This is a genomic window from Planctomycetaceae bacterium (assembly GCA_041398785.1).
Taxonomy (GTDB): Bacteria; Planctomycetota; Planctomycetia; order Planctomycetales; family Planctomycetaceae; genus JAWKUA01.
Map to the genome: position 1 here is coordinate 209,889 of JAWKUA010000010.1, position 16,322 is coordinate 226,210.

Below are 16,322 nucleotides of genomic sequence, written 5' to 3' on the forward strand. Positions count from 1 at the left end.
CTGGATTGCGGAGCAACCCGAGGCAAATGGGATAATAATGGCAGCGACAGAATCCAACCCCCGCGGCTGGTGTGGGCCAAGACCGAGCCAAGTCATATCAATAACCGCTCAATCTGCCGGCGGCCCACCCCGTTGAGTCATGTCGCGGCATTCCGACTGCGAATGTGCTCGACCGCCCGGCCGACATCCAGAAACCGAGTGCGTGAAAGATGAGGCGTCCGACTGCCAAAGGCAAGTGACAACAGCAGCGGGATGGTTTCCCGGACCGACTTCGGCAGCGCCCGTGAGTCTCCGGCGAGCGACTGTTCGGTGACCAGCTTTCGCCAGTCGGCCGGATCACGCGACGACGTCAGTTGCCGGCAGAGTTCGAACACCAGCAGCCGAGCCGCCAAGCCGCGACCTTCGGCCGTATCCTGCCGCACAGCGTTCAGGTCCGCCGCCGACAGCATGTCCCGAGTCTGCGTCGGTACGGCGAGACTCGGGCTGCTGTTGGTCAGCGCGCGAGCCATCACAACCAGTGCCGCGAGCACCGCCGCCAGCAGCAGTCCCCGATGAAAATACGCAGCCGGAACGTCACGCGGCCGCTGCATCACCGCGCTGTTCAGCAGGTTAGAGTCTTCCACTTTGGTCACCACCAGATTCGCGATCCGCACCATCTGATCCACAGGCAGTTCCGGAATGGATTCCGGTGGCTTCGGCTTTGGTGGCAGACTGATCGCGGGAGGCGGCACGTTCGGCGGCAGCCGCAGCGCATAGGTTCCCTGTAACTGCCCGTCAACAATGAACATCAGCTTCTGCCGGTCCGGGTGACACAGCGAATGGCAGAGATTGATCGCCAGCATCGCGTTGTCCCCGTGCCACAGCATTCCGTTTGTCAGCAGACTGTGATCCGCGACCAAAATCAAACGGCCCGACGATCTCCATTCGGAAACCGCGATCAGCGGCATACCGGCGGACTCCGACGGAAACGTCAGCGGCGGAAGCTGAGCAACAATCTGCCAATTGGTTCCCGTGTCGGACAGGTCCGACAGCCAGCCGGAGCGATTCACAATCACTGTTTTCACACCCGATGTCAGCGGATGTGACTCATCCAGATCGACAATCTGCAGACAGTCGCCATGCCGCTGATACTGGTACGCCCGTCGATTCGTGGTGACCGGCCCTGCGTTCATCCGAAACCACCGACGGGCGATACCGTCCTGATCCGACGCGACCAGAATTCGTCCGCCGCCCTGCAGGAAGCCCCACGCCTCGGACCAGAATTGCTCGTTCGGCAGTTCGCCAATGATGACAATCACCGTCTGGCTCGGACTGGAAAACGCGTCGGCCGCCGTCTGGACGTGCTGCAGTCCGCGCTGTTCCAGCAGCATTTCGAACATTTCAAAACCGAAATGCCAGTCGCCTGGGACCACAGGACTGGGAGCTTGCTGCGCAGCCAGCGGTACCGGAAAGGCGGCCGCACGAACGCAGATCACGATCAGCAGCGCAGCGACCCGCAGTTGTGCCCGGCCTGCAGGCAGCCAGTGTCCCCTGCCATGTGTACCCGTGCCGTCCGTGCGGCGACGGGAACCTTCCGCCAGCGGCGCTGCCGGCGTCACTGACCTGGCAATCAGCATGACACACACCGCCGCAGTGCCGCGCGAGCTTCATCCAGTTGTTCCGGCGTCAGCGTCGTGCCTGGTGGCGAATAGCGGACCTGTTCGTACAAGTCCGCCAGAATCGCGGCTGCACCGGCGGCCAATGGAGCGTCCTGGACCAGGGCCGCCGCAGCACGTCGATGCGGCCACCAGAGTTCTGTCTGATTCTTTGTGATCGCAACCAGTCGATGGAACGCTTCCACAATGTCAGCCGCGCTGTTAATCGGCATCAGGCTGAGTTCCGTCTTTGCCCGACGTATGCCGGATCGTCTTCCGGAAAGCTTTCGGAGCACGAACGGCACGACGAAGGCGGCGGCGGCCAGCATCACCAGCAGGTTGAGAATCGACGAGACGTCCAGGTTGGGAAACGAAAGGCGATCCCACACGCCAGCGCCTGCCGCCGGCGACGGCGCCTCCGAGATCTGCCGGAGCCAATCGGTGGCCGTGTTCTTCGCCGGTGCCGACGATCCGCCGGCGGAGCCTGATTGGTCCGCCGGCACGTCGTTGGAATTTCCCTGGTTCTGCATCTGCTTCAGAATGACGTCCTTCAGAACGTCAACGAGGTCTCCGCGCAGTCCTTCGAGTAATTTCATCAGCGACGCCTGATCGGCCGCGGACTGCAGCCCGGTTCCGCTCGACGGCTGAATTCCTTCCGCACGAGCTTCCTTCAGAATGTTCCGGAACGCGTCCGCCAGTTCTGACTCACTCAGCGGATCAAGAAACTGTTTGCGAAGGGACGACGCGTCCGCCTCCGGCGCAGCCTGACTGGAATCTGTCGCCGCGGGCGGGCCGGATTGCGTGCGTCGTTCGGTAATAGCGCCATTGCGTGATATCGGTTCCGCAGGCGAGCCAGCGGCAGGAAGCGTCTCCGGCGCGGCGGGTAACGGCGGATCGTTGTTCAGCGGGAATGCGTTCTGCCGTGAGTCACCCTGACGGGAATCGCTGGAAGAACCAATCAGGCGCTGCAGAAGTTCGCCGGGAATTTCCCCCGTGGAACCCGGCGGCGGTACAGCACCTTCCGGCCACAACTGTTGTGCCTGACCGGGAAATTCTCCGCCGTCACGATTCCGTGTGCCGATCGGCCGACCGCCGGCGTCTGACGATGGCCGCGCCGAATTCGCGTCACTTGCCATCTGCTGAAGCATCTGCCGAGCCTGCTGGCTGACGGCTGGGTCATCCAGCGCAGATCTCAGCAGCGGCATCAGAGAATTCGGATCCGCGCCGGTGACCGGCGCTTCCTGCGACCCAGTTGTTCCGCGACCGTCATCAGAGCGCTGACGGAACTGGTCGGCGAATTGACGCAACTGTTCGTACTGACCGGCGTCCGAGTCGTGAGCGAAGTTCTGCGGTGCTTCGACTTCACCGCGATCCAGCTCCCGCTGCATGGCCATTCGCTGCAACTGCGTCAGCAATTGAAGTTGCTGCCAGACATTCGCACCGTCAGCAGAAGGCGGCCGCAGCCACCGATGCGAAGGGTCATCCGTCTGAGCCCGGGCTGTTGTTGCCGACAACACCACGGCGCACGTCAGTACGCCGGCTGCGCTGATTATGGCTGTCAGAAAACGGCTCATCGGACGGTGACTCGTGCACTGCGAAAGACATCGCCGCGCGGATCAGAAGCGAATCCGATCCGCGCCGATTATTCTCGCAGACCACCGAACGATGAAAAGCCTGAATCCGGATTTGGGCAGCTGAGTTCGATTCAGACGCGCCGCGTGGAGATTTCGTAGACCGGCCATTCCGTGCCGCAATGGTGGCAGTGAAAGCCGACAATCGTTGCGGTCCCCGGTATCGGCAGGCGGCTCTTCGGGCTGATCAAAGCGTCTTCCAGCTCCAATGGCTCAACGTCGGTGTGCGAACACTCCGGGCACTGGCCGTTGTCGTGAATGATGCGTGCGCGGTCAACGGGAGCAAACATTCGTCCGCTGACAACGGTCGTTCGCGATCGCGGCCGGAACGGCAGAATATCCGACGGCTCGTCGGAAGCATTCTCAACATCCGGTTCGCGTGCCGACGGATTAAACAGGCGCAGACGATTCATGTTCACGGTGATTCCTCCTTGATTCACGCTATCGATGGTGCGCCCGCAGGCGCTGATGCGTCGCCCGGACAATCCATTGCCCAGGGTCACTTCACTGCTGATTCCGGACGCATCCGACCGGTTGACTCGGCGAACAGAACTGTATGCAGCAGTGGCTGCGGACTCAAGCTGTGAAACCACAATTACAAAATAGGAAAACAGAGCAATCTGCGGGCATGTATTGCGTCTTCCGAAGTTGCAGTGCCGGCTCGCGATCGGCGTTGCAAACGCCATTGTTCGGGTGCCGCTGGCTTCGCAGTCCAGGACACTGACAAGACACCGGGATCGTTCGCTCGCTGTCGGGCAAGCGATTAGACTTCTCAGCCGCGCGAAACCGGAACCTGACGCAACGCAGCAGAATTCGACGGGAGCAAAACGGATCATGGCAGCATTTCTGGGGATTGACATCGGGACAAGCGGCACGAAAACGCTGGCGATCCGCGAAGACGGGACGATCCTGAGTTCCGCGACGGAAGAATATCCGCTGTCGAACCCCAAACCCGGCTGGTCAGAACAGAACCCCGCCGATTGGTGGGCTGCCACAGTGAAGACCGTTCGCCGTGTGATGAAGGCCGGTAAACTGAAACCGGGTGATGTCAGCGGCATCGGACTCAGCGGCCAGATGCACGGCAGCGTGTTCCTGAACAAGTCGCGCAGCGTGATCCGGCCTGCGCTGTTGTGGAACGACCAGCGAACCGCCGCCGAATGTGACGAAATCGAACAGCGCGCGGGAGGCCGCCGGGCTCTGATTAACATGGTGGCCAATCCCGCACTGACCGGCTTTACGGCTCCCAAGATACTGTGGCTGCGAAACCACGAACCAAAGAACTTCGACCGGACCGTTCAGGTGCTGCTGCCGAAGGACTACGTTCGGTTTCTGCTCACAGGGGAATTCGCGACCGAAGTCAGTGATGCGTCGGGGACACTGCTGCTGGACGTGGTGAATCGCCGCTGGTCGAATGAACTGCTGGGCAGGCTGGATCTGGACGCGTCACTGCTGCCTCGCGTGTACGAATCCGAAGACATCACCGGCGAACTTACATCATCGGCGGCCGGCGAACTGGGACTGCAGTCCGGCACGCCGGTGGTCGGCGGAGGCGGCGACCAGGCAGCCGGCGCGATCGGTAACGGCATCGTTCGCAAGGGAGTCGTGTCCGCCACGATGGGCACCAGCGGCGTCGTGTTTGCTCACAGCGACGAAGTGCAGGTCGATCCCGACGGACGGCTGCACACGTTTTGTCACGCGGTGCGCGGCAAGTGGCACGTCATGGGCTGCGTCCTGTCCGCCGGAGGCAGCCTGCAGTGGTTTCGCAACCAGCTTTGCCAGGAGGAAAGTGCAGCGGCAAAAAAACAGAAGATCGACCCGTACGAACTGATTACTCAACTGGCCGCCAGTGCTCCGGCCGGTTCCGAAGGACTGTTCTTTCTGCCGTATCTGACGGGAGAACGGACTCCACACGCCGATCCGTACGCCCGCGCGTGCTGGATCGGACTCAGCCTGCGACACGGAAGAGCCCACATGGCTCGCTCGGTCATGGAAGGTGCGACCTTCGCCATGCGGGATACTTTGGAAATCATCAGACAGATGAATATCCCGGTAAACGAAATCCGGTTGTCCGGTGGCGGTGCCCGAAGTGAGTTCTGGCGACAGATGCAGGCCGATATCTACGGCCAGCCGGTGATCACGATCAACGCGGAAGAAGGTCCGGCGTACGGCGTGGCACTGCTGGCCGCGGCGGGGACCGGCGCTTACCGGAATGTCGCCGAAGCCTGCAAGGCGACCATTTCTGTCGTGTCAAAAACGACAGCCGGCGCGGCCGCAAAGAAGACCTACAACGCGGCCTACCCCGTCTACGGGAAACTCTATCAGTCGCTGAAGAACGACTTCCGCAGCATCCAGTCGCTGCTTTGAAGACCGAGCGTTGACGACCCGGCTTTAGGCGATCGGCAGGTGGAGATTTACCTGCAAGCCGCACGGCGCAAGCGCCGGTTCCGTTCACAGAGAAACCTGGGCAAGCGCCCTGCAGCCTGCAGACTGGTAAGAATTCATCTGCCACACGCCATAATGGCCGATGCGCAGAACAAGCACTCGTCCCGACCGAAGGTCAACACGGAGGTTTCGAACGAGCAAAGCAAATTCGGGAGGAGGGCGGTCCGCGCGCAAACCTCGCTGCGTTGCGGGGACGCTGATCGCGCGTTCGGCCCTCTCCCGGGCATCGCTCCGCTCGCCCGACCTCTCCCTGCCGCTGTCCGGGGAGAGGTGGGTGGGCGGGCGATGCGCGAGCCAGGGTCCACTTTCGTCAGCATGTGACGGAATTCGGAATGGTGGTCAGAAATCGGCTGATTCGGTACAACGCCACCGCTGCGGCGCGTCAGACTGACAGCGGCGCGCGACTCCGTGTGAAACGCGGACGTTTTTGAGCAGGAGAACGACGGCGTTGTCTCGCGAACCGGAATATTCGGACCAGCAGATCGAGGAACTCGGCCTGCTGCGCGAACGCCTTCCGCGCCATATCGCGATCATCATGGATGGCAATGGCCGCTGGGCTCAGAAACGCGGATTTCCCCGAGTGGAAGGCCATCGCCGGGGCGTGCATTCTGTCCGAAGTGTCGTCGAGGAATGTTCCCGCCTGGGACTGAAGCAACTGACGCTGTACTGCTTTTCCAGCGAAAACTGGAAGCGCCCTCAGCGGGAACTCAGCCTGCTGATGCGGCTTCTGAAGCAGTACGTCATTGAGGAACGCCGCGAAATTCAGGAACAGGGACTGCGGTTTCGCGTGATCGGCAAGCTGGAAGAACTGGCCCCGGCTATTCAGAAGGAAATCGCGAAAACAGTTCAAGTGTCCGCAAACAACGACGGGATGACGTTGTGTCTGGCCGTGAACTACGGTGCCCGGCTGGAAATCACCGAAGCGGTTCGAAGAATCTGCGCCACTGTTCAGCAGGGCGAACTCCGTCCGGAACAGATCAGCGAAGACACTGTCGCCGCACATCTGATGACGGCGGGAATGCCGGATCCGGATCTGGTAATTCGCACGGCCAGCGAAATGCGGATCAGCAATTTTCTGTTGTGGCAGATCAGCTATTCGGAACTGTGGGTAACGGAAACATTCTGGCCGGATTTCCGCGAAGCGAATCTTCATCAGGCACTGAAGGATTTCGCCGCGAGAGACCGCCGGTTCGGGGGATTGAAGGTTCCGCCGGAAGAAGCCGCGTCGGCGTAAGGGGCACGACGAATCATGCTTGGCTGGCGACTTCTGATTTCCGCAGTCCTGATTCCGCTGCTGCTGGTGCTGTTCCGCTGGGACGCATCGATCGGCGACCGTGCTCCGGTGCTGTTGCTGATCTGTATCGGGCTTAGCATTCGCTGCTGCTTTGAGCTGACGCAACTGCTGCGGACTCGCGCGATGCAGCCTTCGTTCGGCCTGACGTCAGCGATTTGCGTGCTGACGATTCTGGCCGCGTGGAATCATGTTCGAATGCCGCCGGTCGCCGGAATCAATGGACTGCTGATTTCCGTCGGCTGGATTGGTGCCGCGCTGACTGCCGGATTCCTGGTGCTGATGATTTACGAAGCCGTCCGGTTCGTTCAGCCGGGACACGCGATGGAATCGCTCGGTGCGAATGCCGTCACGATTCTGTTTTGCGGCGGCCTGGTGGCGCTGACGGCTCAGTTCCGCTGGTTTCCGACGCCGCAGATTGGTTACTTCGCGATTGGTTCGATGATCATTGCCGTGAAATCCGGTGACATCGGGGCGTACTCATTCGGCCGATTGTGGGGAAAACGGAAGCTGATTCCGCGGCTGAGTCCCGGCAAGACGTGGATGGGTGCCGTGGGAGCAATCGTCGGAAGTTCGCTGGGCGGCTGGCTGTGGCTGACATTCGGCGGCGCGCTGTTCGACGAGAAACCATCCGCCGGAAGTCTGCTGGTCGTGCTGGGCTACGGCGCAACAATGGGCCTTGTCGGGCTGATTGGTGATCTTTGCGAATCGCTCATCAAACGCGATGTCGGGCAGAAGGATTCCGCGGCTCTGATGCCTGGGTTCGGCGGTCTGTTGGATCTGCTGGACAGCGTGCTGTTCGCCAGCCCGTTCGCCCTGGCATGGTGGGCTCGGCTGCCTCCGGCCGGCTGAGCGAACGGCAGCCTGCCATCATCCGGACTCGAACCGGGATAAGTGCGACGCAAGTCATTCGTCGTCGCGAATCTCTGGCCGGTGTCGAATCTTCGTACCGGCAATCTGATGCAACGGAACACAGTGTGGTCAAACGTGCCATAACGGATGTCTTTCGAACCACCGACCGCCGGCCGCCGCGCACTGCGATTACGGCCGCTGATACAGCCTGCGCGGAAACGTCCGGGCAGTCGCGCGGCAACGACGTGACGGCCGACGTCGAACGTCCGTGTTTTCGCCCAGCGGTGCGGTACGGAAACCTGACGCTGACGTCGCGATACCTGCTGTCTCCGCTGGCGGGATTCACGACGCTGCCGTTTAGGCGCATCGTTCGCAACATCGGTGGCGTCGGCCTGACGACCACGGATCTGGTGAATGCTCGAGCGCTGCTGGAACGAAACGAGCGCACGATGCAAATGATTGAAACGCATCCCCAGGACCGGCCGTTCGCGGTTCAGATTTTCGGCAGCGATCCGGACTTCATGGCTGCGGCGGCTCAGTTTTTGGTGGACCACGGCGTCGACACGATCGACATCAACATGGGCTGCCCGGTCAATCGCATCGCCGGATCGGGATCGGGGGCCGGCATGATGTGCAACGCTAACGGCACGATCTCGCTGGTGCGAAAAGTTGTGGAAGCCGTGCCGGTTCCCGTCAGCGTGAAGATGCGGCTGGGCTGGGACGATCGCAATCTGTCGGCCCCGTTTTTTGCAAAGGAATTCGAACAGGCCGGTATCTGCGCCGTGGCGATTCACGGCCGGACTCGCGAACAGGGTTTCAGCGGGCGCGTTTCGCTGGACGGAATTCGCCAGGTTGTCGAAGCCGTCGAACGCATTCCCGTGATCGGCAACGGCGATGTGCGTTCCGTCGCGGATGCCGCGATCATGTTAAGAGAAACCGGCTGCCACGGAATTTCCATCGGCCGTGCGGCACTGGCGAATCCGTGGATCTTCCGTCAGCTTGACGAATGGGAACGCACCGGCACGTTTTCACCAGCCGGCACATTCGACGAACGGCTGAACCTGATGATCGGGCAGTACGAGTATCTGGAGGAACGCCACGGCAGTCAGCGCGCGATTGTGCTGTTCCGCAAGATGGCTCACTGGTATCTGAAGGGCATGAGAATCCGCAAGCGGCTTCGCGGTGATTTTCAACTGGTGACGACGCGAACAGAATTCGACGACGCTTTGCAGAGAATTCGCGACGAAGGCCCCGTTGACGGCAATCGGACGGGCGTTTTGCTGGACTGCCCGATTCCCGTCCCCGGCGGTCCGGTCGACAAATGGTGACCATGCGAACTACGGCGACGACACCGTTCGGACGCTGACCACCTGTCGTCTCAGCCTTCGTATTCGGTCAGAAATCCCATGAATTCACGACGGTGTTCCTCTTCGTCAGCCAGAGCCGTGATGCACAGATCCTGCGTGACGTAGTCGACGCCGTCGCACAGCTTGATGATCTTGTTGTACTGAGCGATCGCTCCTTCTTCGGCGGCAATGACTCCCTTGATGACCGCGACGACGTCGGTCGACTTTGACGGCGGCTGCAGAGCCTGCTGGGACGCTTTGAACGCCACACTGCCGGGGACGTGTCCGCCGATCGTCTTGACTCGCCGCGCCAGAGTCTGAGCGTGGCCGAGTTCCGCTGCGACATCAGCCGCCAGAGCCTTCTTGATTTCCTCAGCGCGCACGCCGTCCAGATTCGTCGAATTCGCGATGTAGTTCATCACGGTTTCGATCTCCATCCAGTACGCGACGCAGAGTTCCGTGATGATTTCCTGACGCTTGTCGTCTGACATGACATTCCTCGTTTTCAAAGTGATTTCGATGGATCGGCAAACATCGGCCCCGACAAATTCGCGGGCCGGTCGTTCGCGACACGAAGCTTACCACGTGTGCCCTGCGGCTGCAGCGCACCGGCAGCTGCAGCCGCATCATTCAACCTGATCGCGAGCCTTCAGGACGTTTCGCACCAGCAGTTCCACATGCGATTCGTCGATGAACGGCGACAGCATGTACGATTTCAGCGCCACAATCGGTTCACCGTAATCCGTATGTCGATAGCATTCCGTCATGGAAATACGGACGCCTTCACCGAGCATCGCCTGCCGGTGAAGAACCCGGAACACACGCCGGTTGTAGTCGTTAAACGAACGAAGCTCGTCGAGCGCCGCGGGATCGGTGCGTTCCCGGTCTTTGATCGTCCACGTGTCGACTCCGTCCGGATAGACGCGGAACAGCGTCACCGTGCCGACGTTGTCGCTGTTGAGCACGGTTGTATTCCGATGACCTTCCAGGTGTTCGCGCAACAATTCGGCCATCTCCACCAGGTGCCCCAGGATAACTCGCAGACCCGTCCGGCCGAACAGCAGCAGATTCGCCAGCGCCGACAACACTCCGCCGCCGGGACGCGATGTTTCCAGTGTGTAGACTCCCGGATGACGTTCGCCGGTCTGAAACAGATACGGCATGTCTTCCCGACCTCGCACCAGTGACTGCAGATCCTGACGTTCCTTCACCAGCACCAGACTGGACACGTACGGCGCGAAACCGGTCTTGTGAAAGTCGATGCCGATCGAATCCGCGCGGTGCAGTGCGGAAATCCGACGACATGCCGCCGCGAGAGCTCGCACGGTGCGAGGCCGGAAGTTCAGAGGATTGGCCTCGAAGTCGTAGTCGCTGAACACGGACCACGCCCAGCCGATGACGGCGTCCGCGTGAATGTGCGGGCGATAGTCCAGAGCGAATTCTTCGACCAGACGGTCGCGAATGTCGGCCATCGCCGCGATGTCATCGATTCCCATCGCATCCGTCGTACCCATCGTGGCAATCATCGCGACGATTCGCCGACCGCTGCGGATCGCTTCCCTCGCGGCGGCTTCAAACGCGTCAATGCGGATGTCATTCGACGTCGATGTGGGAATCGTGACGACATTCTTTTCTCCGATCCCCAGCCATCCGGCGACATTCAGCCGGCAGTAATGTCCCTGTCGCGACGTCAGCAGAACGCCGTTGGCGGCGACTCCCTGGTCCATCGCGTCGGGCATCGCTTTTTCCAGCCCGATCTTCACGCCGTACAGAACCGTTCCTGTACCGCCAAACGTAAACACTCCGGCGGCGCGCTTCGGATCGTAGCCGACAAGGTCCGCCGTCATCGACGTGACGCGAGCTTCCGCAACTTCGACGCCGTACGCGCTGTCGTCGGACACCAGATTCGGGTTGTAGATCGCCGGTAGCAGCGATCCGATGATGGCGGGAATCGTCGACGGCGGTGTGACGTTGATCTGAGTCCGCGGGTGCCCCCAGATCGGCATACCGTTCAGCGTCGCGACCAGTTGTTCGCTGACACGTTCAACCGTCGACGATTCGTCGGCGATGCGAGCCTGTTCCGCCTGTTCATAATCCAGCGGCATCGCTTTGCCCAGCAGCGGGATTTCCGACTTCATCCCGTCAACGTGATCCAGAGCTCGCAGAATCGAAAAGACGAAATATGAATCGTGCATTCTGTCCGAAACGGGAGCCGGAAATGCAGAACGAAGCTGATTCAGAATGCTGTGATAAGCGGGAGTTCCCACGTGTGTTTCCGGTCCTGTTGTTGAGTGTCGTGAGTCACATCTCGTTTCGAGGGTCCGCCGTTCCTCTCGTTCCGAGGCTCCAGCCTCGGAACGCGCTGCCAGGAAGGCTCCGCCTTCGCGAACGGTAATGCGTGGGGCAGATGAGAATCTACCCGCCAGCCGCAGGCAGAGCCTGCAAGGCAGAGCGTTCCAGGGCTCCAGCCCTGGAACAAGTCAAAGGAACGAGTGGAAGGCGAGTTTTGGACATTTGCCGCACGCTCACGTGAACGCTGTCGCTTTCGGCTTTATAGTCTGCAACTGGCGGCGCGCAACACGTGACGACAGAAGACGCGCAGTCCGAACTTTGTCACGTTTCGCCACTGCCACCAACTCGCATCCCGCCGGGCTTCCATTCTGACCAACCCTGCAATTGATGAAGAACGAACCAAGATCGGGCAGCGTCAACGCTGTCTGGACAATGCCCCTGGCGGCGGGATCGGCGATACTGGTGCTGGTTTCGCTGCTTCGGCTGGGGCCGCCGGATTCGGCGAAACTTCGTCCGCCGCTGCTGGTTTTTGTCGCGGCCGGAATGCGGGCTCCCGTGGAGGAAATCGCTGATCGCTATGAGGACGAATTCGGAGTTCCCATCCAACTGCACTTCGGCGGTTCGAACACGCTGTTGAATCAGCTTCAGGTCGCCGGCGGTTCGTCACCGGACTTGTTTCTGGCGGCGGATGAGTTCTACATCGACCGGGCCATTGAGCTGGGACTGGCGTCGGAAACTCTGCCGATTGCCGTTCAGCGACCTGTGATTGCCGTCAGGAAGGATTCTCGCCGGCAGATTCGCGCGATGGCAGACTTGCTGCGTGATGATGTGCGCGTGTCGCTCGCCTACGCCAATCAGGCGGCGATTGGCCGAGTCACGCGGAAACAACTGCAGGGCATCACCACGGCCGACGGCACACTGTGGCAGCAACTGGAAGCTCACGTGACGCGGACCGGAGCGTTCAAACCCACGGTCAGCGATGTCGCCAACGACGTGAAGCTGGGAGCCGTGGACGCCGCCATTGTCTGGGATTCGACGGTCGCCATGCCCGACTATCGCGACGAACTGCAGGCGGTGGATGTTCCCGAACTGGCTGCCGGGCAGAGCCTGATCAGTGTCGCCGTTTTGAATACGTCAGCGGATCCCGGTGCCGCTGTCGATTTTGCACGGTTCCTGGCCGATCCGAACCATGGTCGGAAAGTCTTTGAAGACTATGGCGTTCGGCCTTATGTTGCCGCCGACAAGGTCCCGGAAAGCTCATCGCAATGAGCCCGCCAGTCCAGCCGGAAGCGTCGGCCGATCCAAATTCGCAGACACACCGTTCCACCGACCGCAGTTCTCGACGCGTGTCGCTGTCGGACCGAGCGTTCTTTGTCTGCCTGTCGATCATCAGCGGAACCTACGTTCTGCTGATTGTGGCGATGCTGGCCGCCGACGCCTGGTACGTCGCGGAAAAAACGATCGATGCCGCTGCCGGCAAAGGTCACTCGCTGTCAGCTCTGTTTCTGGAAAATCCGATTGCGGAAGCACTGGCGGATCGCCGGATTCGCTATTCGATCTGGCTGAGTCTGATTTCCTGCAGTCTGTCGGCGGTGCTGTCGCTGGTTGTGGCAGTTCCGATGGGATACCTGCTTTCGCGGCACAACTTTTTTGGAAAGAGACTGCTGGATGCGGTGCTGGACATTCCCATCGTCCTGCCGCCGCTCGTGGTTGGCCTGAGTCTGCTGATCCTGTTTCAGTTCGCGCCGCTTGCATTCGTTGCCGGCCGCGTCGTGCATCAAATTCCCGCGGTCGTGCTGGCTCAGTTTTCGGTGGCCTGTGCGTTTGCGGTCAGGACGATGAAATCCACCTTCGACCACATTACTCCCCGCTGCGAACACGTCGCGATCTCACTGGGATGCACACGGGCTCAGGCGTTCGGAATGGTGGTGTTGCCGGACGCGTCCCGAGGCATGCTGACCGCGCTGACGCTGGCCTGGGCGCGGTCGCTGGGTGAATTCGGTCCGCTGCTGGTCTTCGCCGGCATGACACGCATGAAGACGGAAGTGCTGTCAATGACCGTTTACCTGGAACTTTCCGTCGGCAACATCGAAGCCGCGGTGGCGGTGTCTCTGATTATGGTGGTCGCGGCCGTCACCGTGCTGATCGTCGCTCGACGATTCGGAGCGCATCTGGAAGAAGCGGAAACAACCGCCGACGCGCGACACCGGTCGTAAGGCGTGAAGAAGATGAGAGTCGACTTGCCAGCCTTGCCAGCCGCAGGGCGCAAGGCCCGGTTCCCCGCATACGCAACCGCGGCTAGCGCCGTGCGGCTCGCGAGCGGGTGTCAATTCATCTGCCGCACGACTGGTGCTTTTTGGCCACCGGGGAACCGTCCGCCGTGAACCTTCGGTCGCGCAAAAAAAATCCCGGAAGCAGCGAATCCCAGGGGGGCGGAGGACTCAAGCTGCTTCCGGGGGCGATTGGCAAGTTGTTGCCAGTTTGACACAATTCATTTCGTCGTTTGACGTCGTGCTGTGTCTGGCCGAACGGTACGACGATTCGAAAAACGGGTCAATACGTGTTCAGGCTGTCACCGCTGCCGCATGCTCCCGCGACCAGTCTTCTAACGCATTGTCAGATAACGTCTTACAAGCAGTGCTGCCGATTTCCGGCAACTTCTGCCGAGGCAGATTCGAGACAATTTCGGGACAAACTTTGAAAAATGCACACTGTGCGAATCAGATTCTGCGACTGCGGTCGGGACAGCCGTACCGCGTGCCGGATGCTGCAGCCGCAGGGTTCCATGGTCGCTCGCCGGCGCGCCGCAGTGGAGTGCCGGTGACTGTGCTTCCACAGCTGACGGCACCTGACATTTGCCCTGGCCAACGTGTCTTGATGTGTGGCACTGACTGCGCCGGTGCGCTGGCGTCGCGAAAACCACTGGCACAGCCATTGCCACACAACTGATGATCAATTCAGTGCTGACAAAGCACGACAGGATGGAACGATTTCCATGAGCGATGAACTGTTCTCAGTCGCCGGTCAGATCGTGCTGGTCACGGGAGGCAGCCGGGGCATCGGAAAAGCGATCGCCGGCGGCTTCGTCAGTCGCGGCGCAACGGTCGTGATCTGCAGCCGCAACCTGGAATCCGTTGACGCAACTGTCCGCGAACTCAGTCGCGACGGCGGCAGCATCTCCGGACTGGCCTGCGACGTCGCGAACTCGGAAGACGTCACGTCCACCGTTCAGAAAACGCTTCAGCAGCACGGCCGCATTGACACTCTGCTCAACGTCGCCGGAGTCAACCGCCGCAAGCGAGCCGAACAGGTGACCGCCGATGACTACCGGTTCATCATGGACACCAACCTGAAAGGCGCGTTCGAAATGTGCCAGGAAGTCGGGCGTCACATGATCGAACGAAAGTCGGGCGTGCAGATCAACGTTGAGTCGCTAAACACGTACATGCCGCTGAAGGGCGTGTTGCCGTACGCCATCAGCAAGTTCGGAATGCTGGGAATGACTCGCGGACTGGCTCTGGAATGGGGGCAGCACGGCATTCGGGTCAACAGCCTGGCTCCCGGCTTTATCCTGACGGACCTGACCGAAAAGCTGTGGTCAGACCCGACAATGCAGGATTGGAATCGAGCGCAATGCTCCGCTGGGACGTCTGGGAGTTCCCGACGACATGGTCGGTACTGCCATCTTTCTGGCTTCAAAGGCGTCGGCGTTCATGACCGGTCAGACGCTGTACGTCGACGGCGGATTCAGCAGCGGCTGGAGCTGGCCGATTCCGCTGGATTGACGGTCCAGTCACCCGCACCCGACACTCGACCGCCTGACGCGTGCCCCACTGGTCCTCTCGCCGTCGCCGTCCCGAATTCGACAGTCACCGATCTGACGAATCGTCACGCTCGTTCGCGATAGATGATACCCCTGTTCTCCCTGAATCCGGAAAGCCACTTGAATCGATGCCCCTGGTTAATCCCGTAGCCGACGCTGACGCTGTCGACAAAGCCGCTCAGGCGTTTACCCGCATCCGAGAAGTCCTGGGAGTCGAAGAGATTCCCGAGATCTTCCGTTACATGGCCAGCGTGCCGACTTTCGTCCATGACTTCTTCATGAACTTCCGCAAGTTCGTGCTGTCGGACGGCAAGCTTGACGAAAAATCCAGGCTGCTGATCGCGGTCGCCGTCGCGGGACAATGCGGCTGCCAGACGCTGCTGCAATATATCCGCGAACTGGCCGAAGCCCGAGACATCAGCGTTCAGCAAATCACCGACGCGCTTGCCGTCGGGGCCACGAATTCGATGTACAACGTGCTGTTCAAGTTCCGCGACATCAGCGGCAGCGCAGTCTTCGAAGGCATGCCCGTGGGCCTGCGGGCTCACACGTTTCACGGCACGTCCCTGCCGGAGGAAACAGTGGAACTTATCAACCTGGCACTCAGCGACATCAATTCCTGCAAACCCTGCACGTCGTCTCACGTCGCCAAAGCCAGCCAGTTGAAAATCGCTGACGAAGCGATCTACGAAGCCATTCAATGCGCCGCCACGATGGTTGCGGGAAGTCAGTTCCTGCGATCGATCGGTGTGGCCTGACAGCAATGCCGTTCCGCGTTTGCCACCTGTTGTTCGATTTCAGCGTCGATCCGTCAACAAGCGGCGTCGAAGCAGTTCCTGCGCCTTGACGCCGGCAGGGCGTCCACGAAGAACCGCTTGAAAGTATCGCGCGTCCGCGCGCGTGGCCGCACCGATTTTCTGCTATAAACGCCGAAGAATTTCCTCCACTTTGCGGGCGAGGAGAATGGACGGGGCTCGCGGAGAAATTGAACGCCGGTGGGGTTGGGCGAGC

Annotated in this window: 13 protein-coding genes; 8 read left to right on the top strand and 5 right to left on the bottom strand. The window is 60.7% G+C overall.

Features of this window, described 5'->3' with window-relative positions:
* Positions 1-137: 137 nt before the first annotated feature.
* From R3C19_13905 to R3C19_13915, 3 genes are all read right to left on the bottom strand, one after another.
* Positions 138-1,616, bottom strand: a complete 1,479-nt coding sequence (locus R3C19_13905) for a DUF4350 domain-containing protein (GenBank protein ID MEZ6061434.1) — start codon at positions 1,614-1,616, stop codon at positions 138-140.
* Positions 1,610-3,208 (bottom strand): hypothetical protein, encoded by a 1,599-nt coding sequence (locus R3C19_13910; GenBank protein MEZ6061435.1) that lies wholly within the window; start codon positions 3,206-3,208, stop codon positions 1,610-1,612. Before R3C19_13910 ends, R3C19_13905 begins: the two co-directional genes overlap by 7 nt.
* A 131-nt stretch (positions 3,209-3,339) precedes the next feature.
* Positions 3,340-3,684 (bottom strand): hypothetical protein, encoded by a 345-nt coding sequence (locus R3C19_13915; protein MEZ6061436.1) that lies wholly within the window; start codon positions 3,682-3,684, stop codon positions 3,340-3,342.
* Positions 3,685-4,099: 415 nt separating this feature from the next.
* Here R3C19_13915 and xylB point away from each other — a divergent pair, with 415 nt between their 5' ends.
* From xylB to dusB, 4 genes are all read left to right on the top strand, one after another.
* A complete protein-coding gene (xylB, locus tag R3C19_13920; GenBank protein MEZ6061437.1) occupies positions 4,100-5,629 on the top strand; it encodes a xylulokinase in 1,530 nt (509 codons plus the stop codon).
* Positions 5,630-6,155: 526 nt separating this feature from the next.
* Positions 6,156-6,941, top strand: a complete 786-nt coding sequence (locus R3C19_13925) for an isoprenyl transferase (GenBank protein ID MEZ6061438.1) — start codon at positions 6,156-6,158, stop codon at positions 6,939-6,941.
* 15 nt (positions 6,942-6,956) lie between these two features.
* A complete protein-coding gene (locus tag R3C19_13930; GenBank protein ID MEZ6061439.1) occupies positions 6,957-7,850 on the top strand; it encodes a phosphatidate cytidylyltransferase in 894 nt (297 codons plus the stop codon).
* Positions 7,851-7,975: 125 nt separating this feature from the next.
* Complete coding sequence (dusB, locus tag R3C19_13935; GenBank protein ID MEZ6061440.1) at positions 7,976-9,178, top strand: tRNA dihydrouridine synthase DusB; 1,203 nt, start codon at positions 7,976-7,978, stop codon at positions 9,176-9,178.
* 50 nt (positions 9,179-9,228) lie between these two features.
* On the opposite strand, the gene R3C19_13940 is transcribed toward dusB, so the two are convergent.
* Both R3C19_13940 and R3C19_13945 read right to left on the bottom strand, forming a co-directional pair.
* Entirely contained in the window at positions 9,229-9,687 is a 459-nt protein-coding gene (locus R3C19_13940) for a ferritin-like domain-containing protein (GenBank protein ID MEZ6061441.1), read from the bottom strand.
* A 135-nt stretch (positions 9,688-9,822) separates the two neighbouring features.
* Complete coding sequence (locus R3C19_13945; protein MEZ6061442.1) at positions 9,823-11,463, bottom strand: pyridoxal-dependent decarboxylase; 1,641 nt, start codon at positions 11,461-11,463, stop codon at positions 9,823-9,825.
* 412 nt (positions 11,464-11,875) lie between these two features.
* On the opposite strand from R3C19_13945, the gene modA reads away from it, so the two are divergent.
* From modA to R3C19_13965, 4 genes are all read left to right on the top strand, one after another.
* On the top strand, positions 11,876-12,757 hold the full coding sequence (modA, locus tag R3C19_13950; protein ID MEZ6061443.1) for a molybdate ABC transporter substrate-binding protein: 882 nt from the start codon (positions 11,876-11,878) through the stop codon (positions 12,755-12,757).
* Positions 12,754-13,704, top strand: coding sequence for an ABC transporter permease (locus R3C19_13955; protein MEZ6061444.1), 951 nt, complete (start codon positions 12,754-12,756; stop codon positions 13,702-13,704). The genes modA and R3C19_13955 overlap by 4 nt, the downstream gene beginning before the upstream one ends.
* Before the next feature lie 779 nt (positions 13,705-14,483).
* Positions 14,484-15,395: an SDR family NAD(P)-dependent oxidoreductase gene (locus R3C19_13960; GenBank protein MEZ6061445.1), complete on the top strand. Its 912-nt coding sequence runs from the start codon at positions 14,484-14,486 to the stop codon at positions 15,393-15,395.
* A 44-nt stretch (positions 15,396-15,439) separates the two neighbouring features.
* A complete protein-coding gene (locus R3C19_13965) occupies positions 15,440-16,069 on the top strand; it encodes a carboxymuconolactone decarboxylase family protein (protein MEZ6061446.1) in 630 nt (209 codons plus the stop codon).
* Positions 16,070-16,322 lie beyond the last annotated feature (253 nt).